20 protein-coding genes are annotated in these 19,725 nt (G+C 70.5%); 5 read left to right on the plus strand and 15 right to left on the minus strand.

Going from position 1 to position 19,725, the window contains the following annotated elements; genetic code table 11:
• Positions 1 to 100: 100 nt before the first annotated feature.
• The 15 genes from rplT to JOD31_RS10880 form a co-directional block, all read right to left on the minus strand.
• Positions 101 to 475 carry a 50S ribosomal protein L20 gene (rplT, locus tag JOD31_RS10810; RefSeq protein WP_020187176.1) on the minus strand — a complete coding sequence of 125 codons (375 nt, stop codon included), beginning with the start codon at positions 473 to 475 and terminating at the stop codon, positions 101 to 103.
• A gap of 57 nt (positions 476 to 532) precedes the next feature.
• Positions 533 to 730 (minus strand): 50S ribosomal protein L35, encoded by a 198-nt coding sequence (gene rpmI / locus JOD31_RS10815; RefSeq protein WP_020187175.1) that lies wholly within the window; start codon positions 728 to 730, stop codon positions 533 to 535.
• Positions 731 to 900: 170 nt separating this feature from the next.
• Positions 901 to 1,683, minus strand: a complete 783-nt coding sequence (locus tag JOD31_RS10820) for an AcvB/VirJ family lysyl-phosphatidylglycerol hydrolase (RefSeq protein ID WP_204950313.1) — start codon at positions 1,681 to 1,683, stop codon at positions 901 to 903.
• 74 nt (positions 1,684 to 1,757) lie between these two features.
• The gene (locus tag JOD31_RS10825; protein ID WP_204950314.1) at positions 1,758 to 2,255 is read right to left on the minus strand and encodes a hypothetical protein; all 498 of its coding nucleotides are present in this window, start codon (positions 2,253 to 2,255) and stop codon (positions 1,758 to 1,760) included.
• Positions 2,252 to 2,458 (minus strand): TOBE domain-containing protein, encoded by a 207-nt coding sequence (locus JOD31_RS10830; protein ID WP_204950315.1) that lies wholly within the window; start codon positions 2,456 to 2,458, stop codon positions 2,252 to 2,254. The genes JOD31_RS10825 and JOD31_RS10830 overlap by 4 nt, the downstream gene beginning before the upstream one ends.
• 124 nt (positions 2,459 to 2,582) lie before the next feature.
• The gene (locus tag JOD31_RS10835) at positions 2,583 to 3,389 is read right to left on the minus strand and encodes a TSUP family transporter (RefSeq protein ID WP_204950316.1); all 807 of its coding nucleotides are present in this window, start codon (positions 3,387 to 3,389) and stop codon (positions 2,583 to 2,585) included.
• Positions 3,390 to 3,545: 156 nt separating this feature from the next.
• Positions 3,546 to 4,328 (minus strand): enoyl-CoA hydratase, encoded by a 783-nt coding sequence (locus JOD31_RS10840; protein ID WP_204950317.1) that lies wholly within the window; start codon positions 4,326 to 4,328, stop codon positions 3,546 to 3,548.
• 168 nt (positions 4,329 to 4,496) lie between these two features.
• The gene (gene mutM, locus JOD31_RS10845) at positions 4,497 to 5,360 is read right to left on the minus strand and encodes a bifunctional DNA-formamidopyrimidine glycosylase/DNA-(apurinic or apyrimidinic site) lyase (RefSeq protein WP_204950318.1); all 864 of its coding nucleotides are present in this window, start codon (positions 5,358 to 5,360) and stop codon (positions 4,497 to 4,499) included.
• Positions 5,361 to 5,591: 231 nt separating this feature from the next.
• Positions 5,592 to 6,527 (minus strand): prephenate/arogenate dehydrogenase family protein, encoded by a 936-nt coding sequence (locus JOD31_RS10850; RefSeq protein ID WP_204950319.1) that lies wholly within the window; start codon positions 6,525 to 6,527, stop codon positions 5,592 to 5,594.
• Positions 6,520 to 7,656: a pyridoxal phosphate-dependent aminotransferase gene (locus JOD31_RS10855; RefSeq protein ID WP_204950320.1), complete on the minus strand. Its 1,137-nt coding sequence runs from the start codon at positions 7,654 to 7,656 to the stop codon at positions 6,520 to 6,522. The genes JOD31_RS10850 and JOD31_RS10855 overlap by 8 nt, the downstream gene beginning before the upstream one ends.
• Positions 7,657 to 7,681: 25 nt before the next feature.
• A complete protein-coding gene (locus JOD31_RS10860; protein ID WP_204950321.1) occupies positions 7,682 to 8,449 on the minus strand; it encodes a chorismate mutase in 768 nt (255 codons plus the stop codon).
• Between the two features lie 248 nt (positions 8,450 to 8,697).
• Positions 8,698 to 9,858, minus strand: coding sequence for an osmoprotectant NAGGN system M42 family peptidase (locus JOD31_RS10865; RefSeq protein ID WP_020187165.1), 1,161 nt, complete (start codon positions 9,856 to 9,858; stop codon positions 8,698 to 8,700).
• A 57-nt stretch (positions 9,859 to 9,915) separates the two neighbouring features.
• Entirely contained in the window at positions 9,916 to 11,589 is a 1,674-nt protein-coding gene (gene ngg, locus JOD31_RS10870; RefSeq protein WP_204950322.1) for an N-acetylglutaminylglutamine synthetase, read from the minus strand.
• A gap of 113 nt (positions 11,590 to 11,702) precedes the next feature.
• Positions 11,703 to 13,475, minus strand: a complete 1,773-nt coding sequence (locus JOD31_RS10875) for an N-acetylglutaminylglutamine amidotransferase (RefSeq protein WP_204950323.1) — start codon at positions 13,473 to 13,475, stop codon at positions 11,703 to 11,705.
• Positions 13,476 to 13,813: 338 nt separating this feature from the next.
• Positions 13,814 to 14,821 carry an NAD(P)H-quinone oxidoreductase gene (locus JOD31_RS10880; protein WP_204950324.1) on the minus strand — a complete coding sequence of 336 codons (1,008 nt, stop codon included), beginning with the start codon at positions 14,819 to 14,821 and terminating at the stop codon, positions 13,814 to 13,816.
• 157 nt (positions 14,822 to 14,978) lie between these two features.
• Here JOD31_RS10880 and JOD31_RS10885 point away from each other — a divergent pair, with 157 nt between their 5' ends.
• From JOD31_RS10885 to JOD31_RS10905, 5 genes are all read left to right on the plus strand, one after another.
• Positions 14,979 to 16,349 carry a leucyl aminopeptidase family protein gene (locus tag JOD31_RS10885; RefSeq protein WP_204950325.1) on the plus strand — a complete coding sequence of 457 codons (1,371 nt, stop codon included), beginning with the start codon at positions 14,979 to 14,981 and terminating at the stop codon, positions 16,347 to 16,349.
• Positions 16,350 to 16,367: 18 nt separating this feature from the next.
• Positions 16,368 to 17,021, plus strand: coding sequence for a hypothetical protein (locus JOD31_RS10890; RefSeq protein ID WP_204950326.1), 654 nt, complete (start codon positions 16,368 to 16,370; stop codon positions 17,019 to 17,021).
• A 100-nt stretch (positions 17,022 to 17,121) separates the two neighbouring features.
• Positions 17,122 to 17,712 (plus strand): YqaA family protein, encoded by a 591-nt coding sequence (locus tag JOD31_RS10895; RefSeq protein ID WP_204950327.1) that lies wholly within the window; start codon positions 17,122 to 17,124, stop codon positions 17,710 to 17,712.
• Positions 17,713 to 17,768: 56 nt separating this feature from the next.
• Positions 17,769 to 18,611: a C40 family peptidase gene (locus tag JOD31_RS10900; RefSeq protein WP_204950328.1), complete on the plus strand. Its 843-nt coding sequence runs from the start codon at positions 17,769 to 17,771 to the stop codon at positions 18,609 to 18,611.
• Positions 18,612 to 18,700: 89 nt separating this feature from the next.
• A complete protein-coding gene (locus JOD31_RS10905; RefSeq protein WP_271206127.1) occupies positions 18,701 to 19,711 on the plus strand; it encodes a YeiH family protein in 1,011 nt (336 codons plus the stop codon).
• Positions 19,712 to 19,725 lie beyond the last annotated feature (14 nt).

The following is a 19,725-nucleotide window of genomic DNA, read 5'->3' on the forward strand; positions in this document are numbered from 1 at the left end:
GACGTGGAGTTTTACGGCTGCTGTGGATGCCCCGGACGCGCCGGGGCATGACGACGAGCTTGGATCAGAAGGAGCGGCGCCGGACGGGCCGCCCCGAGGATCACGCCGAGGCGGCTTCCTTCGGAAGCGCGTCCTTGGCCTTCAGCGCGATCGCGGCGAAGGCGGCGGGCTCGTGGATCGCGAGATCCGAGAGCACCTTGCGGTCGACTTCGATGCCCGCCTTGGCGAGGCCGTCGATGAAGCGCGAGTAGGTCAGGCCGTGCTCCCGGACCGCGGCGTTGATGCGCTGGATCCAGAGCGCGCGGAAAGTGCGCTTCTTGTTCTTGCGGTCGCGGTAGGCGTACTGCATCGACCGATCGACGGCAGCCTTCGCCGCGCGGATCGTGTTCTTGCGACGGCCGTAGAAGCCCTTCGCGGCGTCGAGCGTCTTCTTGTGCTTGGCGTGGGACGTAACGCCCCGTTTAACGCGAGCCATGGTCTAAATCTCTCGTCTCAGGTGATCGGGATGAGCGCTGTGAACAGCGTCGACGCGTCAGCCGTAGGGCAGGAACGTCCGGACGATCCGCGCGTCTTGCGGGGTCAGGATGGTCGTGCCGCGCTGGTTGCGGATCTGCTTGTTGGTGCGCTTGATCATCCCGTGGCGCTTACCGGCCTGGGCGGAGATGACCTTGCCGGTCGCGGTGAAGCGGAAACGCTTCTTCGCCGCCGACTTGGACTTGATCTTGGGCATTTCGCTCTCCGAATGAGGAGAAGCCTCCGGCGATCGACCCGTCATCCTGGAGGGAGACCGGCCAAGCCCGAGGCTTCGAGCAGTTGAGGGGCGCGCCACGGCAGCCCATAACCGGCCGGGCACGCGCGGAAGCCGGGCTTATACGCGGGCTCCCGCTCGTTTGCAACGGCTCAGGCGCGCTTCAGCGTCGCCGCCACGGCGCGGGCGAGGGCGTTGTAATCGCCGTCGAAATGATGGCCGCCCGCCGTCTCGATCAACCGCACGCGCGACGAGTCGAGCGACGGGCATAGCGTGCGGCCCTCCGCCTGCTCCTCTTCGCCATAGACGCAGACGATCGCCGGTCGCTCCGCGGCCTGCGCGACGCGCGCGACCTCGGCCGCCGTCGACTGCGGGTAGCCGTCGATCTGCGCGACGATCTTGGCGACGCCCATCGCGAGATCCGCGGTGCGTGACAGGCCGAGCATGGCGACGGTGCGCACCGCGGCCCGGTCGGCCGGCGGAAGGCGGTTGTAGGCCACAGGGACCGTGTCGGCGCCGAAGGAGTAGCCGACAAGCGCTACGTCCTGGACGCCCCAGACCCGGCGGGCGGCTTCGATCATGCGGCCGACGTCGGCGCCCACCTCGTCCGGGGAGCGCGGCGCGAGGAAGTAGCGCAGACTGTCCATCCCGAGCGTGGCGACGCCTTCGGCCGCGAAGCCGGCGGCGAGCTTCCGGTCGAGCTCGGCCCAGCCGCCGCTGCCGGTGATCAGCACCACCGCCGCCCGCGGCGGACCGGCGCGCGGCGCGACGGCGACGACGGGCAGGTCCGCGATCTCCGGCAGCGTCTCGCCGGGGGGCAGCGCCGCCCGCGCGAAGCCGGGAAACCAGTGGTGAAAAGTTCGGGCGAGCGCCGGCGTCGCCGCGAGGAGGACGCCGGCGAAGGCGAGGCTGGTCAGCACGCGGCGCGGCGTCATCGGCGAGGTCCCGCAGACGGTTCGGAGGCTCGACGTCGCGCGCGGATTGCGGCGCGATCAGGGCCGCGATCCGTTCACTTTGGCAGGGCTGTCACCGCGATCCCAAGGGTGCGCGACGGCGAGCCGCTGATCTGGATCGTCGCGGGTCCGTCCTGGAGCTGGAACCGCACGGATTTGCGCGCGCCCTCGCAGTCGAGCACGCCGGAGAATCCAACCTCGTCCAGCAACCGGCCGGCCTGCGCCGCGTCGATCCAGACCCGCTCCGTCGTGGTGATCTGGTAGAGGCCGGTCCTGGCCTCGAAGCGTAGCACGCCGGCGGGAGCCGAGGGCGCCGCCGGCTTGCCTGGGGGCAATTCGAAGCCCGCCTTGGCGGCGTCGGTGAGCACGAGGCGCACGGCGGCGGGTCGCGGGAGATCCAGCCGCGCGCCGCTCTCGGCCATGGGAGCGGCGGCCAGCAGGGCTTTGTCCGGCTCGATCGGCCAGGCGAAAGCGCCGCAGCCGCCGGTCTCGGCGGCGAGCGCCGGCGCCGCAGCGAGAGCGAGGAGAACGACGGCCGTCGCGAGCCTGATCATTCGACGGCGACCAGCACGTCGGAGGCCTTGATCACCACGTAGGCCTCGGAGTCGACCACGAGGCCGAGATCGTCCACGGCGGCGTTGGTGATCGAGGACGTCACCACCTGCCCGCCGATGTCGACCTTCACATGCGCGGTCGTCGCGCCTTTGGTGACCTCGACGACCTTGCCCTTGAACTGGTTGCGAGCGCTGATCTTCATGGGCGCGTTCCTTCGCTGGCCGGTCGGCCGCAGCCGCCGGCGCATGGTGACGGGACGAGCGACGTCGCCGCTGGAATGAGCGGCGGAAAGGAAGGCGTCCAGCGACGCGGCCGGCGGGCGTCGTTCAGGGCGTCGCGGCGATCATCGTCCGCAGGAGCGCCCCCACCGGGTGGCCGGAGTCCAGCATGAGGCGGAGGCTGAGGGCAAGGGCCACGACGATGACGAGCGGGCGCACCAAGCCGACGCCGTGCTTCAGCGCGAGCCCGGCGCCGAGCCGTGCGCCGACCAGGGTTCCGGCCGACATGGCGAGGCCGGCCGACCACACCACATGGCCGGCGAAAATGAACACGATCAGCCCGGCGAGGTTGGACGAGAGGTTCAGCAGCTTGGTGCGCGCCACCGCCTTCACCGCGCCGAGGCCCGCCAGTCCCACGAGCCCGATCATGTAGAAGGCGCCCGCGCCGGGGCCGAACAGGCCGTCGTAGGCGCCGATGGGGGCGGCGACGCCGAGCGCGAAGGCGACGGGCCCCAGCCGCGCCCGACCATCGACGTCGGACAGCCGCGGACCGAAGGCGAAGTAGAGCGCGACCGCGATCAGCAGGAAGGGCAGGGCGGCGCGCATAAGCTCGACGGGCGCGAATGAGACCAGCGCCGCGCCTGCGACCGCCCCGGCGAAGGCTGCGGCCGCGAGGCTCCACGTCGCCGGGGACCGCGCGTCCAGCATGCCGGCCTGGGCGAAGCGGGCGGTGGCGGCGGCGGTGCCGATCGCGCCCTGCAGCTTGTTGGTGGCGATGGCCGACACCGGGTCAAGACCGCCCAGCAGCAGCGTCGGCACGGTCACCAGCCCGCCGCCGCCGGCGATGGCGTCCACCACGCCGGCGAGCAGGCCCACCACGGCGAAGAGCGCGAGAATTTCGAAGGGGAGATCCAAGGAGTTGCGCCGAAACGAAGGACAGGCGTCATCCCGGCCGAGCGGAGCGAGAGCCGGGATGACGGGAGGGGAATGAGGAAAAGGCGATGCGTCTGACGACGATCCCGGCGCGGCCTGCGGCCGCCCGGGATGACGCGGAAGTCGGGTCGGCGAGGTTTACCTGTTCTTGAACGCCGGCTTCCGCTTTTCCACGAAGGCGGCCATGCCTTCGGTCTGGTCGTCGGTCGCGAACAGCGCCTGGAAGGCGCGGCGCTCAAAGCGCACGCCCTCGGCGAGGCTCGCCTCCTGCGCCACGTTCACCGCCTCCTTGGCGGCAAGCACGGCGACGCGCGAGAACGAGGCGATCTTAGCCGCCGCCTCCACCGCCTCGTCCACCAGCCGTTCGGGCGCGACGACCCGGGCGACGAGTCCGGCGCGCTCGGCCTCAGTTGCGTCCATCATCCGGCCGGTGAGGATCAGGTCCATGGCCTTGGCCTTGCCGACGGCCCGCGTCAGCCGCTGGGTGCCGCCGAAGCCGGGAATGATGGCGAGGGTGATCTCGGGCTGGCCGAACTTGGCGGTGTCGGCGGCGAAGATCACGTCGCACATCATGGCGAGTTCGCAGCCGCCGCCGAGCGCGTAGCCCGCGACCGCCGCGATCGAGGGCTTGCGGCAGGAGGTGATCCGCCGCCAGCCCGCGCCGAAGTCCTCGAGGAAGGCCTCGGCGTAGGTCTTCTCGGCCATCTCCTTGATGTCGGCGCCCGCTGCGAACGCCTTCTCGCTCCCGGTCACGACCACCGCGCCCACCGCGTCGTCCGCCTCGAAGGCTTCGAAGGCGAGCGCCAGCTCCTCGATCAGCCGCGCGTTCAGCGCGTTCAGCGCCTTCGGCCGGTTGAGCGTGATCAGCCCCACAGCGCCGCGGGTCTCGACGAGCAGGGTTTCGTACGGAGCGTCGGTCATGGAGGCCCTCTGGAAGCAATGGCGGCGTTAGGCCGTGAAGGGAGCAAGTCCATTATAGCGCGTCATGGTCCGGCTTGACCGGACCATCCATGTCCGACGTGGCGCTCGACGTCGACGATGGGTCCTCCGGTCGAGCCGGAGCACGACGCGCGTGGAGCCCCCGATCGGTTACTTCTGGCACTGCGCGCAGAAGAACGTCGAGCGTCCCGTCTGCACGATGCGCTGGACCACGCCGCGGCAGCCCGGCGTCGGGCAGGGCTCGCCTTCGCGGTCGTAGACGCGGAAGGAGTGCTGGAAGTAGCCGAGCGCGCCGTCGGCGTGGGCGAAGTCGCGCAGCGTCGAGCCGCCGGCGGCGATGGCCTCCTCCAGCACCGTGCGGATCGCCTCGGCGAGGAGATTGGCCTTCCTGATCGTCAGCGTCCCCGCGGCGCGGGTCGGCGACAGCTTCGCCCGGTGCAGCGCCTCGCAGACATAGATGTTGCCGAGGCCCGCGATCAGCCGCTGGTCGAGCAGCGCGGCCTTGAGGCTCGTCTGCTTGGCCCCGAACAGGCGGAGCAACAGGGCGCCGTCGAGCGCGTTGCCCAGCGGTTCGATCCCGACATGGCGGAACAGCGGGTGCGCCTCGAGGGTCGCGCGCGGCGACAGCGTCATGAAGCCGAAGCGGCGGGGGTCGTTGTAGGTCACCGTGGCGCCGCCCTCGAAGGCGAACTCCACGTGGTCGTGGGTCGCGGCCTTGGAGCGCGGATGGTGGAAGGCGCCCGGCGCGACCTCCGCTTCGGGAAGAAGAATGCGGAACGAGCCTGACATGCCGAGGTGCATCACCAGGACCTCACCGTCGTCGAGGTCGGCCAGCAGGTATTTCGCCCGGCGTCCCAGCGACGTGACGGTGCGGTCCTTGAGCCTCGCCGCGAACCGTTCGGGAAAGGGAAAGCGCAGGTCGGGCCTGCGCGCGTCCACGTTCAGGATGCGGCGGCCTTCCATGACCGGCGCGAGCCCCCGGCGGACGGTCTCGACCTCGGGAAGCTCAGGCATCGGCGCGCTCCGGAGCGCGCCCGGAGGCCGGACGCTCCCTCACCCGCCGCTGCGGCTCTCCCCTCCCCCTTGCGGGGAGGGCCGGGGGTGGGGGTGGTTCAGGATGGATCGCTCGGCGGCCCACAGCGCTGCTCGCAAGATCGAGGCGCCAGATCCTGCGCGACCCCCACCCCGGCCCTCCCCGCGAGGGGGAGGGGGAAGAGGCGCCGCCAGGCCCCAGCCGGCCACCCCTCAGTCCTTCGCGGGCGCTGTCGCCCTGCGGCCGAAGTCGGGGGCGGCGGTGTCCTGGCCCTGCTCGACGATCGAGCGGCGGATGGCGCGGGTGCGGGTGAACAGATTGAACAGCGCGTCGCCCTCGCCCCAGCGGATCGCGCGCTGCAGCGCCGTGAGGTCTTCCGTGAAGCGGCCGAGCACCTCCAGCACAGCCTCTCGGTTGTTGAGGAACACGTCGCGCCACATGGTCGGGTCGGAGGAGGCGATGCGCGTGAAGTCGCGGAAGCCGGAGGCCGAGTACTTGATCACCTCCTGCTGGGTCACCTCCTCGAGGTCCGCGGCCGTTCCGACGATGTTATAGGCGATCAGGTGCGGCACGTGGCTGACGATGGCGAAGACCAGGTCGTGATGCTCCACCGACATGGTGTCGACCATCGCGCCCATGCCTTCCCAGAAGGCGCCGAGCCGCGCCACGTCGCTGGCATCGGCCGGCGACAGCGGCGTGAGGATCGCCCAGCGCCCGCGAAACAGCTCGGCGAAGCCGGCGTCCGGGCCGGAATCCTCGGTGCCGGCGATCGGATGGGCGGGCACGAAGGTGGCGTAGGGCGGCACGTGGGGCGCCATGTCACGCACCACAGCGCCCTTCACCGAGCCGACGTCGGAGAGGATCGCGCCAGGCTTGAGCCGCGCCCCGATCTCGGCCGCGACGGCGCCGCAGGCGCCGACGGGCGTGCAGACGATGACAAGGTCCGCGTCTTCGGCCGCCTCCGCCGCGGTCTCCGCGACGACGTCGGCGATGCCGAGTTCGGCGACGCGGGCGCGCACCGCCGGGTCCCGGTCGACGGCGACGAGCGTTCCGACGAGGCCGCCTGCCTTCGCCGCGCGGGCGATCGAGGAGCCGATCAGGCCGAGGCCGATGATCGCGACCCGGTCGAACAGAGGCGCGTCAGCCACGGGCGTCGGCCGAAAGGAAAGCCTTCAGCCCGTCGAGCACGGCGCGATTCGCCTCCTCCGAGCCGATCGACAGCCGCAGCGCGTGCGGCAGGCCATAGGAGGAGACCGCGCGCAGGATCACGCCGCGGGCGGTGAGGAAGGCGTCGGCCTCCGCCGCGGTGCGGCCCGGCGTCTCGGGGAAATGCACCAGCACGAAGTTCGCGACGCTCGGCGTGACTTCGAGACCGAGCGCGCGGATCTCTCCCGTCAGCGTCGCCAGCCAACGGGCGTTGTGGTCAACGGAGGCGTCCAGATGTGCGCGGTCGGCGATCGCCGCCGCGCCGGCCGCGATCGCCGGCGCCGACAGGTTGAACGGCCCGCGGATGCGGTTGAGCACGTCAACCACGGGCGCCGGGCCGTACATCCAGCCGATGCGCAGCGCCGCGAGGCCGTGCACCTTCGAGAAGGTGCGCGTCATCACCACGTTCTCGGAGCCGCTGACGAGCTCGATCCCGGCGGCGTAGTCGTTCGCGCGGACATATTCCGCGTAGGCCGCGTCGAGCACCAGCAGCACGTCGCCCGGCAGGTTCGCGTGGAGCCGCTTCACCTCGTCGAACGGCAGGTAGGTGCCGGTCGGGTTGTTCGGGTTCGCCAGATAGACGATGCGCGTGCGCTCGGTGACGCAGGCGAGGATGGCGTCGACGTCTGCCGTCAGGTTGGTCTCGGGCGCGACCACGGGAACGCCGCCGGCGGCGAGGATCGCGATCCGGTAGACGAGGAAGCCGTGCTCGGTGAAGACGCCCTCGTCGCCCGGGGCGAGGTAGCCGTAGGCCAGCAGCGACAGGATCTCGTCGGAGCCCGCGCCGCAGACGATGCGCGCCGGATCGAGCCCATAGGCGCGGCCGATCGCTTCGCGCAGGGCGGTGGAGGAGCCGTCCGGGTAGATCTCGAGATGGCCGGCCGCGTCCCGGAACGCCTCGATCGCACGCGGGCTCGCGCCGAGCGGCGTCTCGTTGGACGAGAGCTTGTGGAGCTTCACGCCCGCCGGCGCTTTGCTCTTGCCGGGCACATAGGCCTCGATCGCGAGCGCGCCCGCGCGGGGCGTCGGGCGATCGGCAGGGGTGAGGGCGGCGGGAGACGCGGACGTCATCGGGAACGGCTTTCGTGAAACGGGATCAGCGTGCCGCGGCCGGCTGCGCATAGCCGCCGAGCGGAAGGGCGTTCGGCGCGGGAGCCTCCGCGCCGGGAACGGCGACGAGCCGGTTGCGGACGCCGTTGCGCGTCACCCCGGCCAGAATCTCGACCTTGGAGCCGAGGTGGAGGTCCCCGTCGTCATGCACCGCCCAGACGGACACCTCGCTCGTGCTCCCCGGCCCAAGAGGCCGGGCGATCACAAGCGCGGGGGTCGAGGCGGGATGGCCCTCCGCCGGTAGGAAGGGAAGGCGCGCCATGACCTGCGGTCCCTCGCCGCCGAGCGCGTCCCACCAGGCGCCGGCAGGCTGCGGCTCCAGGCGGACGAGCCCAAGGTCGCCGGTCGAGGCGCGCACTGCCTCCACCACGCGGCCCGGTATGGCGTGGCCTTCCAGCGGCACGTCGAAGCCCACGTGGAAACGGGCGAGGTCATGCATCGCAAGCGCCTCGGGACCCTGCTCCACATGCAGCGTGAACGGCGCCTGCACGTGGGTGAAGGTCGCGATGATGGTGCGCCACAGATGCTCGGCGGTCGCGAGCGGCAGGCGGCCCTCATGCCGGTCCGCGATCCGCCGCATCATGTCCGCCTCGCGTCCCGGCCGGAACGCCGAGCCCGTCTGCGAGGTGCGCTTGATGGCGATCAGGCGGTCGATGACCGCGCCGCGCTCCATCAGCAGACGATGCATGGCCTCGTCGATCCGGTCGATCTCACGGCGGATGTCGGTCAGCGGATCGGGGGTCGCGTCGTTCATGGCGGCGTCTTCGGCTCGGCCGGCAGACCTCTCGCCCGCGGCGGCCCCTTCATAGACGAGCCGGGCCGCGAGGCAAACCATGCGACGTCGCGGCTGGGCTCTGCCCGCTGCGTGATTCGAGACGCCTGCCTGCGGCAGGCTCCTCAGCATGAGGGGACCTGAGCTTTCTCCGACGTCCTCATGCTAAGGAGGCCCGGGGGCGGTCTCGAAGCGCGCACTCGATCACCGCCGCCTCAGCGGCCGAGACCTCACCCCTCCGCGGGCAGCTGCTCGCCCGGCTCGATGTCGGGCTCGGCCGGCTCGATCGGCTGGTGCGGGAAGCCCTCGATGGAGCCGACGGCCTTGGCGTCGCGCTTGATGTCGATCGCGCTCGTCACATAGGCCGTCATCAGTTCGGCCAGCGAGCGCAGCGCGTGCATGTGGATGCGCTCGTAGCCGTGGCTGGCGTCGATGCCGAAGGTGACCAGCGCCGTCCGCACGTCGACGCCCGCCTCGATCGCCGAGGCGCTGTCGGAGCGGTAGTAGCGGAACACGTCGCGCTGGTGGCGGATGTCGTTGTCGCGCGCGAGCCGGATCAGCTCGTGGGTCAGGTGGTAGTCGAACGGGCCGGTCTGGTCGGCCATGGCGATGGTCACGCCGAACTCGTCCGACGCCTGCCCCGGCGCGGTGGTGCCGTTGTCGATCGTCACCATGGCGGCGACGTCGTGCGGGAGCACCGCCGAGGCGCCGACGCCGACCTCTTCGGCGATAGAGAAAATCCACCAAGTGTCGACCGCGGGCTTTTTGCCCGAATCGATCACCGCCTTCAGCGTGGCGAGCAGGATCGCGACGCCGGCCTTGTCGTCCAGGTGGCGCGAGACGATGAAGCCGTTCTCGAGAAACTCGGTCTCGGGATCGATCGCGACCACGTCGCCGACGTGGAAGCCGAGCCGGTTGAGGTCCGGCACATCGCGCACCAGCGCGTCCACCCGCACTTCGACGTAGGGCCAGCCGGTCGGCTGGGTGTCGATCTCGTCGGCGTAGGTGTGGCCCGACGCCTTCAGCGGCAGGATGGAGCCGCGGTAGGCGCCGGCTTCGGTGAAGATCGTGCAGCGCGCGCCTTCCGCGAAGCGGGCGGACCAGCTGCCGATCGGCACCAGTTCAAGCCGTCCGTTCGGCTTGAGGTACTTCACCTGTGCGCCCAGCGTGTCGAGATGGGCGATCAGCGCGCGGGAGGGATCCTTCGCCCGGCCCTTCAGCCGGGCGCGGATGGCGCCGCGGCGCGTGACTTCAGGTTCGACGCCGAGCCGCTGCAGTTCGTCGACCACCGCGTGGGTGATGGTGTCGGTGAAGCCCGACGGGCTCGGGATCTTGAGCAGGGCTTTGAGCTGGTCGCCCAGGTAGTCGATGTCGACGTCGAGACGCGGCATGGGGTCTCCGCGGTTGGGAGCGATTCGAGAGGCCTCAATACCACGAGCTGACGGCCGTCACCCCAGCCCCATCCGCCGCACGCCCGCCGGCATCGACAGCGGGAACAGCAGGTCGACGAAGCGCTCGGCGGTCGGCTGCGGTTCGTGGTTGGCGAGGCCGGGCCGCTCGTTCGCCTCGATGAAGGCGTAGGTCGGCTCGTGCGGCGCGCGCACCATCAGGTCGACGCCGACGACGGGGATGTCGATGGCGCGGGCCACCTTCACCGCCGCCTCCACGAGGGCGGAATGCACAACGCCCGTGACGTCGTGGATCGTGCCGCCGGTGTGGAGGTTCGCAGTCTTGCGGACGGCGATGGTCTGGTTCGGCGGCGCGACGTCGTCGAGCGCGAAGCCCGCCGCCTTCACGCAGCGCTCGGTCTCGGGGTCGATCGGGATCTGACTTTCGCCGCCGGTCGCGGCGGAACGGCGACGGCTCTGCGCCTCGATCAGCGCGCGGATGGTCGAGCGGCCGTCGGTGGTGATCTGGGCCGGGCGGCGCACGGCGGCGGCCACCAGCTTGAAGTCGATGACGATCAGCCGCAGGTCTTCGCCTTCCGCCATCTGCTCGATCAGCACGCGGTCGCAGAACGCCTTGGCGCGCTCCACCGCAGCCTCCACGTCCGCGACGGTCTCGAGTCCGACCGCAATGCCGCGGCCCTGCTCGCCGCGCGCGGGCTTCACCACCACGGCGCCATGGCGTGCGAGGAAGGTCTCGATCTTTTCGCGGTCGTCGGCCTCGATCTGCTCGGGCACGGTGACGCCGGCGCGGGATACGGCCCGCCGGGTCACCGCCTTGTCGTCGCAGATCGACATGGCGACGCCGGTCGTGAGTTCGCTGAGAGACTCGCGGCAGAGAATGGAGCGGCCGCCGTGGGTTAGGCGGAAGAATCCGCCCTCGGCGTCCGTTACGTCGACGCCGATTCCGCGCCGGCGCGCCTCGTCGACGATCAGCTTGGCGTAGGGGTTGAGACCCTCGGCGCCCTGGTCGCCGATGAAGAGGCGCTCGTTGATCGAGTTCTTGCGCTTCACCGAGAAGGTCGGGATGCGGGCGAAGCCGAGCTTCTCGTAGAGGCCGATCGCCTGCGCGTTGTCGTGCATGACCGAGAGGTCCATCCAGAGCGCGCCCTGGTCCCGCAGCGTCTCCGCAAGGCGACGCACCAGCGTCTCGCCGACGCCGGGGTGGGACGCCTGGGGGTCGACCGCAAGGCACCACAGCGACGAGCCTTTCTCGGCGCAGCCGAAGCCGCGGCCGTGGTCGACGCCGGTGACGGTGCCGATGACGGCGTGGGTCCGGGCGTCCTCGGCGACGAGGTGGATCACGACGTCGTCCTCGCGGGCGCGGTCGAAGAAGTCCGGCCGCACCGTCACCATATGGCGCGCCGCATAGATGCGGTTGATCTCCTCGGCGTCGCGCGCCTGCTCCACGCGGCGCACCACGAACGCACGCTGGCCGCGCTTCGAGGGCTCGTAGGCGGTGAGATCGAGCCGGAACATGTGGCTGGGATCGAGGAACAGCTCCAGCGGCGCCTGCGCGAGCAGAACGTGCGGATCGTCCACGTAGACCGCGATGTCCCGGGCGTCCGGCCCCTCCTCGCGCAGCGCTTCGGCCAGGGCCCTGGGGTCGGCGAACGTCTGGGCGAACAGCAGCCGGCCCCAGCCACAGTCGACGATCGCGTCGGTGGTGCGGGTCATGGTCCCCTCCTGCGTTTCGCCTGCAAGGCCCCGTCCGTTGCGATAGGCGACGGCTGCGGACTCTCCCGAAACGATCATGTGCGGCTCTCTCGTTCGTGGTCGGTCGACGGCGCTCAGACGCCGTGGGTCTGAAGCCACACCTCCAGCAGCGCGCATTGCCAGAGCTCGGACCCGCGCAGCGGCGTGATATGAGCCGCCGGATCGTCGAACAGCGTCTCGAGATACTCCGCGCGGAAAAGCCCGCGCTCGCGGGCGGCCTGGCTGCTGAGAGCGTCACGGACCATCTCGAGCGTCTGGCCTTCGAGATACTTGAGGCCGGGCACCGGGAAGTAGCCCTTCGGCCGGTCGACGATCTCCTTCGGCACGATGTGCCGGGCCAGATCCTTGAGCACGCCCTTGCCGCCGTCCGCCAGCTTGTGCTCGCCGGGAATGCGGGCCGCGAGCTCGACCAGTTCATGGTCGAGGAACGGCACGCGCGCTTCCAGCGAATGCGCCATGGTCATATTGTCGACGCGCTTCACCGGGTCGTCGACCAGCATCACGGTGCTGTCGAGGCGGAGCGCCTTGTCGACCGCGTCGTCCGCGCCGGCCATGTCGAAGTGCTCCTCGACGAAGGCGCGGGCGTGGTCGGCGGTGGCGTATTGCTCCGTGACGTGGGCGTTGTAGCGGGCGTTGTCCCGGTCGAAGAACGCCTTGGCGTAGTCGGCCGCCGGAGCGTTGGAGGCGGCGACCGGCGGGTACCAATGGTAGCCGGCGAAAATCTCATCGGCGCCCTGGCCGCTCTGCACCACGGTGACGTGCTTCCGCACCTCTTCCGACAGCAGGTAGAACGCCACGCAGTCGTGGCTGACCATCGGCTCGGACATGGCCTGGATCGCGCCGGGAAGCGCGTCCAGCATGCGGCGCTCCTCGATCCGGATCTTGTGGTGCGTCGTGCCGAACTTCTCGGCGACGATGTCGGAGTACTTGAACTCGTCGCCTTCCTCGCCGCCCCGGGCCTCGAAGCCGATTGAGAAGGTCTCGACGTTCTGGTGGCCGAGCTCGGACAGCAGCGCCACCACGACGCTGGAGTCGACGCCGCCCGACAGCAGCACGCCGACCGGCACATCCGCCACCATGCGGCGCTTCACCGCGGTGCGTAAGGATTCGTGCACTTGGCTCCGCCACTCGTCGAACGAGCGGGCGACGTCGGCGGCGGAACGCTCGTAGGAGACGGCCCAATAGACCTCCTCCTTGGTGCGTCCGTCCGGCTCGTAGATGCGCATCGTCGCCGGGGGCAGCTTGCGGACCCCGGACAGGATGGTGCGGGGCGCCGGAACCACCGAGTGGAATGTCATGTAGGCGTTGAGGCCGACGGGATCGATCGTGGTGTCGACGCCGCCGGCCTTCAGCAGCGACGGCAGCGAGGAGGAGAACCGCACTCGGCCCGCGCCCTCGGACACATAGAGCGGCTTGATGCCCAGCCGGTCGCGGATGAGGATCACCCGGCCCGTGTCGCGCTCGTGGATCGCGATCGCGAACATGCCGAACAGCTTCTTCGGCAGCTCCGTCCCCCACTGCTTCCAGCCCTTGACGATCACTTCGGTGTCGCCGTCGGAGAAGAACCGGTGGCCCTTGGCCTCGAGCTCCGCCCGGAGCTCCTTGTGGTTGTAGATGCAGCCGTTGAAGACGATGGTCAGGCCGAGGTCGGGATCGACCATCGGCTGCTCGGCCTTCTCGCTGAGATCGATGATCTTCAGCCGCCGGTGGCCGAACGCCACGCGGCCGCGCGCGACGATGCCCTCGCCGTCAGGCCCGCGGGAGACCATGCAGCCGGCCATCGCCGCCACGGCTTCGACCGAGGCCGGCTGACCGAGAAACGTGAATTCGCCGCAGATTCCGCACATGTCGCGTGTCGCCTCAAGATTGAACGCCGGACGCGCCTCAGCGGCCCGTCGGGATGGACGGCGGACCTAGGCATGCGTCGGCTCTTGCGCGGAGGAGCTAAGGCGGATGCGCCGAAAGGCGAGTCTTTTGGGGGGGATCGGCGATCCGACGGGCGCGGCTTCGGAGAACAATGACCTCGAGACGCTTTCCGCCGTGGGTCCTCCGGCCTGACCGGAGAACCTAGCTCAGGCGTCGAGCGCCATGTCGAACATGGATGGTCCAGTCGAACCGGACCATGGCGGCGCGGGTGGGTGCGCCGGCGGCGCAAACCGTCGGCGTCGGGAGCAAACCCAGGGCTTCAGGCTTTGCCCGTCGTCAGCATGATCTTGCCCATGTGCGAGCTGCCCTCCATCAGGCGGTGGGCCTCGGCGGCCTCCGCCAGCGGGAACGTGGCGTGGATCACGGGCTTGACCTCGCCGCTCTCGATCAGTGGCCAGACCTCGCGCTGCAGCGCTTCGGCGATGGCGGCCTTCTGGGCGATCGGCCGGGCGCGGAGCGTCGAGCCGGTGAGGGTGAGGCGCTTCAGCATGATCGGCGTCAGGTCGATCTGCACCTTCGGTCCCTGCATGAAGGCGATCTGCACCAGAGTGCCGCCGAACGCCAGCGACTTCAGGTTCCGGGCGGTGTAGTCGCCGCCGACCATGTCGAGGATGACGTCGACGCCCTTGCCGCCGGTCTCGGCCTTAAGCACCTCGACGAAGTCTTCGGTGCGGTAGTCGATCGCCTTCGCCGCCCCGAGCTTTTCGCAGAAGGCGACCTTGTCGGCGCCGCCGGCGGTGGCGTAGGCCGTGGCCCCGCGGGCCTTGGCGAGCTGGATCGCGGTCGTGCCGATGCCGCTCGTCCCGCCGTGCACCAGGAAGCGCTGGCCGGATTTGAGGCCGGCCTGCTCGAATACGTTGGTCCAGACCGTGAAGAAGGTCTCCGGCGCCGCCGCCGCCTCGACCAGCGTGAGGCCCTTGGGAGCCGCGAGGCAGGTCGCCGCCGGCGCCACGGCGTATTCGGCGTAGCCGCCGCCGGCGATCAGCGCGCAGACGGCGTCGCCGATCGCCCAGTTTGTCACGCCCGCGCCGAGCTTGACGATCCGGCCGGCGATCTCCAGGCCAAGCGTCTCGGGAGCGCCGGGCGGCGGCGGGTACATGCCCTTGCGCTGCATCACGTCCGGGCGGTTCACGCCGGCCGCGACGACTTCGACCAGCACCTCGCCTTCGCCCGGCTCCGGGAGCGGCCCGTGCGCGAGGCCGAGCACGTCCGGCTCGCCGGCGCCGTCGGCCCGGACGTAGGCCATCTCGGTCGGAAGATCGGTCATCGGGAGAGCGCCTCGCTGGTATGCCTCGACTGCGGAGAAAGGGTTTGGCGCGTCCGGCCCGCCGGGGCAAGGCTCGGCGCCGCCGGGCGTCGCCCTCGTCGTCCGAAATGTGCGATGACGTCGCCTGCGTTCAAGCGATCCGAGTTGGAGGCCTCTCATGCCGTCGATCTTCGTCCCCGCCGCTGACGGCGCCACGCCGATCTGGTTCGTGCCTGGAGGCGCTGATCTCCCGGACGCGGCGCGCGCATGGGCGAAGGCGACCGGCTTCGAGACCTCGGCGGGGGCGACGCTGACGGTTCCGGGCGCCGACGGCGCCCTCGCGGGCGTCGTCTTCGTGACCGAAGGCGCGGGCGTGCGGGAGAAAAACCCCTTCCTCGCCGGAAAGCTCACCGGCGTCCTGCCCGCGGGCACTTACCGCTTCGAGGGCGCGGGAGCGACCGCCCGGCTTGCGGCGCTCGGTCTCGCGCTCGGGCTCTACCGCTTCAGCCGCTACGGCAAGCCGGCGGCCAAGGACATCCGCCTCGTCGCTCCTGACGACGTCGACGTCGCGGCGCTGGAGCGCACGGTCCGGGCGGTCGAGACCGCGCGCGACCTGATCAACACGCCCGCCAACGACCTCGGCCCCGTCGAGCTGGAGGCTGCGATCCGCGCGCTCGGCGAGCGGCATGGCGCGACGGTGACCTCGATCGTCGGCGACGATCTGCTGGCCCGAAACTTCCCGCTCGTCCACGCGGTCGGCCGGGCCGCCGCGGCCCATCGCGCGCCGCGGATCGTCGACCTCGTCTGGGGGTCCGAAGACGCGCCGAAGGTGACCCTCGTCGGCAAGGGCGTGGTGTTCGACACCGGCGGCCTGAACATCAAGCCCGACGCCTCCATGCTGCTGATGAAGAAGGACATGGGCGGCTCGGCTGTTATGATCGCGGCCGCCGACATGGTGATGGGCGCGAAGATCCCCGTCCGGCTCAGGCTGATCGTCGGCGCGGTGGAGAATTCGATCTCCGGCGACGCCTTCCGCCCCGGCGACGTGATCCCGAGCCGCAAGGGCCTCTCGGTCGAGATCGGCAACACCGACGCGGAGGGCCGGCTCGTGCTGGCCGACGCTCTGGCGCTGGCAGACGAGGAGGCGCCGGAGCTGATCGTGGACGCAGCCACCCTCACCGGCGCCGCCCGCGTCGCGCTCGGTCCCGACCTGCCGCCGCTCTACAGCGACGACGACGCCTTCGCCGCCGACCTGCTGCGGCACGGGCAGGCCGAGCACGACCCACTCTGGCGCATGCCGCTCTGGAACCCCTACGACGACCTGCTGGCCTCGAAGATCGCCGACGTGAACCACATCTCCGGCGGCCCGTTCGCGGGCTCGATCACCGCGGCGCTGTTCCTGCGCCGCTTCGTCGGCCAGGCGAAGACCTGGGCCCATCTCGACGTGTTCGCCTGGACGCCGTCGGCGAAGCCCGGCCGTCCCGAAGGCGGCGAGGCGCAGGGCGCGCGGGCGCTGGCGGCGCTGATCGCCGAGCGCTATGGCCGCTGAGCTTGAGGAGCGGAGACGATGCCAAGCTTCCGCGGGACCTACCAAGGCTTTCCGCTCGACTTGCCGGTCGAGGAGGCCGCCGTCTCGCTGCGCGGCGGCCTCGGCCGTTGGCCGGGCCAGACGCCCAGCGAGACCGTGAACCTGGTGATCAGCGTCCAATCGCCTCGGTTCTTCTTCAACCCCAACAACGCGGACACTGCGGCGGACGACGACGAGTTCGCGGCTTGGCTCAGTCCCCACCTGCTGACCGAATGGCTCGATCTTCCCGCGAAAACCTTCCCCACCTGCAGCTTTCGCGACCTCGATGGGCTGCGGGTCGACTTTGCAGGCCTCTGGACGCCGAACGCGCTGACGAAGGAGGACTGGTTCGAAACGCCGGGCCTCGTGACCTTCTATGGACAGGAAGGCTTCCGCTCGGCGCGGATCGCCCTTGATCATCGGGGCGGGGGCGTGTTCGCCGTCCAAGCCGAGGGCGAGACCGAGCTGGACTCGCGCTTTGACGTCGCGTTCGAGGCGCCGCTGTCGATCGACCTTGCGGCCCATCGCGGCCATACCGCGGAGGAGGTCCTGGCCTGGCTCGGCGGCTTCGTCGATGTCGGCGACTTCGACCTGGCCACCAAGACGTACGACGACTCCGTCTACGTGTCGGGCGCCGTCAAGGCGAATGGCTGAAGGCTTTCGCCTTCACGAAGGCGTTGGCGCGGCGTTTCGGGGCGGACGGGCGCAGCCTTGATCGGCCATAACCTTCGCGAACCAGGGTTCGCGGGGGACGATGCTCAAACGGGTCTACGACTGGTCGCTGAAGATGGCGCGGCACCGGCACGCCGAGCGCGCGCTGGCGGGGCTCTGCTTCGTCGAAAGCTCGTTTCTGCCGGCGTTGCCGGAGGTGATGCTGCTGCCGATGATCCTGGCCGAACGCGCCAAGGCGTTCCGCTACGCGCTGATCTGCACCGTCTCCTCCGTGCTCGGCGGCATCCTCGGCTACGCCATCGGCTTCTTCCTGTTCGAGGCGGTCGGCGAACCGCTGCTGCGGTTCTACGGCATGTCCGGCGACTTCCAGGAGATCGCCGGAAAGTACAACGAGTACGGCTGGCTGATGGTGCTGATCGGCGGCGGCGTCACGCCGATCCCCTACAAGGTCATCACCATCGCGAGCGGGCTGACGCAGCTCGACTTCGTCACCTTCGTGGCGGCGAGCGTCGTCGCCCGCGGCGTGCGCTTCGCGCTGCCCTGCGCGTTGCTCTATCGGTTCGGCCCGCAGGCGAAGCGGCTGATGGACACCCGGCTGACGCAGGTGTTCTGGGTGTCGCTTGTCCTCGTCGTGCTGGGCTTCATCGCCGCGCCCTACCTCTTCAAGGGCTGACGGCCCCTCCGAAACGACGACGTTTCGTTCGCGATTTTTGGATAGAGTGGCGGGCGATGAAGACGCCTCTCGACCGCCGCCTGACCCCCGCTCGCCCCGACGTCGCCGCCGCCCATCTCAAGGGCCAGGTGGAGGCGCTCCGCTTCGTGGAGGGCGCCCGCCGGCGCGTCGCCGTCGGTCACGCCGGCCTCCGCCGGGCGCCCAACCCGCTGGCGAGCCTCGAGACCGAGGCGCTGTTCGGCGAGGAGGTCGTCGTCTACGACGAGCTCGAGGGTTGGGCCTGGGTGCAGCTCGCGCTCGACGGCTATGTCGGCTACATGCCGTCCGCCGCGCTGTCGGCGGACCTCGGTCCGGGCGCCACCCACCGCGTGGCCGCCCTTCGGACGCTGCTGTTCCCCGAGCCGTCGATCAAGACGCCGCCCGCGGACGCGCTCTCCATGGGAGCCAGGGTGAGCGTCGCCGATCTCGCCGGCCGTTTCGCCGTGCTCGACACCGGCGCCTACGCCATCGCGGCGCATCTGGCGCCGGTCGACGCCTTCGAGGGCGATCCCGCCGCCGTCGCGGAGCGCTTCGTCGGCGCGCCCTATCTCTGGGGAGGCCGGACCAGCCTCGGCCTCGATTGCTCCGGCCTCGTGCAGGTTTCGCTCGCCGCCTGCGGAATCGCGGCGCCGCGCGACGCCGACATGCAGGAGGCGACGTTGGGCGAGGCGGTGGCGCTCGACGACGTCCGGCGCAACGACCTTCTGTTCTGGAAGGGCCACGTCGCGCTGGTGCGGGACAGGGACACGATCGTCCACGCCAACGGCCACGCCATGGCGGTGGCTCTGGAGCCGCTGCAGGCCGCCATCGCGCGCATCGCGGCGGGGGGCGATCCCGTCACCGGCCTTCGGCGGCTATAATCGGTTTTCACGAACGTTCTGACGCTATTAATGCGTTGGATTGATTGAATGCAGAGTGCGATCGTCCTGCGTCCACGCAGGAGATCGCTGTGACCGACGCCACCCTTCCCGCGCCCCCGGCGCGTACGCAGTTCGCCGCGCTGGCGCCCGGCCTCGCGCTCGCGGCGCTCGTCGCCGCCGCGGGCTACGGCCTGCGGCTCGCGCCGGGGCTCGGATCGTTCAGCCCGATGATCCTCGCGCTCGGCCTCGGGGTCGTCGTCCGCGTCGCCCTGGGGCCGCTGCCCAACCTCCGGCCCGGGGTGGTCTTCGCGATGCGCCGCGTGCTGCGGGTCGCGATCGTGCTGCTCGGCCTGCAGCTGACCGTCGGCCAGGTGGCGGAGGTCGGCGCCGGCGGCGTCGCGGTCATCGCCGCCTCGCTCGGTGCGACCTTTCTGGCGACGGTCGCGCTCGGCCGCCTGCTCGGAGTCGACGCCCGGCTCGCGCAGCTGATCGCCGCCGGGACCTCGATCTGTGGAGCCTCCGCCGTGCTGGCGGCCAACACGGCCGTGCGCGGACGCGACGAGGACGTCGCCTACGCGGTCGCCTGCGTGACGGTGTTCGGCTCGATCGCCATGTTCGCCTATCCTCATCTCGCGAGCCCATTCGGCCTCGACGCCCATGCCTATGGGCTGTGGTCCGGCGCCTCGATCCATGAGATCGCCCAGGTCGTCGCCGCCGCCTTCCAGCAGGGGCCGGACGCCGGCGAGTTCGGCGTGGTGGCGAAGCTCGCCCGCGTGATGATGCTGGCGCCCGTCGTGGCGGCGCTCGGGTTCTATATGGCGCGGAGCGGCGACGGCGCGGCGCGCGCGCCGTTCCCGTGGTTCGTGCTCGGCTTCGTCGCGCTGGTCGCGCTCAACAGCGTCGTCACGCTTCCCGCCGCCCCCAAGACCTTCGCGATCGAGGCGACGCCGGCGCTGCTCGCGGTCGCGCTCGCGGCCATGGGGTTGGAGACGGACCTCGCCAAACTGCGAGAGAAGGGACTGAGGCCCTTGCTTTTGGGGCTGGCGTCGTTCCTCTTCATCGCGAGCTTCAGCCTGGCGCTGGTCAAGCTCGCGACCTGAACCCCCGGACCCGC

This window comes from Methylopila capsulata (assembly GCF_016907975.1).
GTDB classification, from domain to species: Bacteria; Pseudomonadota; Alphaproteobacteria; order Rhizobiales; family Methylopilaceae; genus Methylopila; species Methylopila capsulata.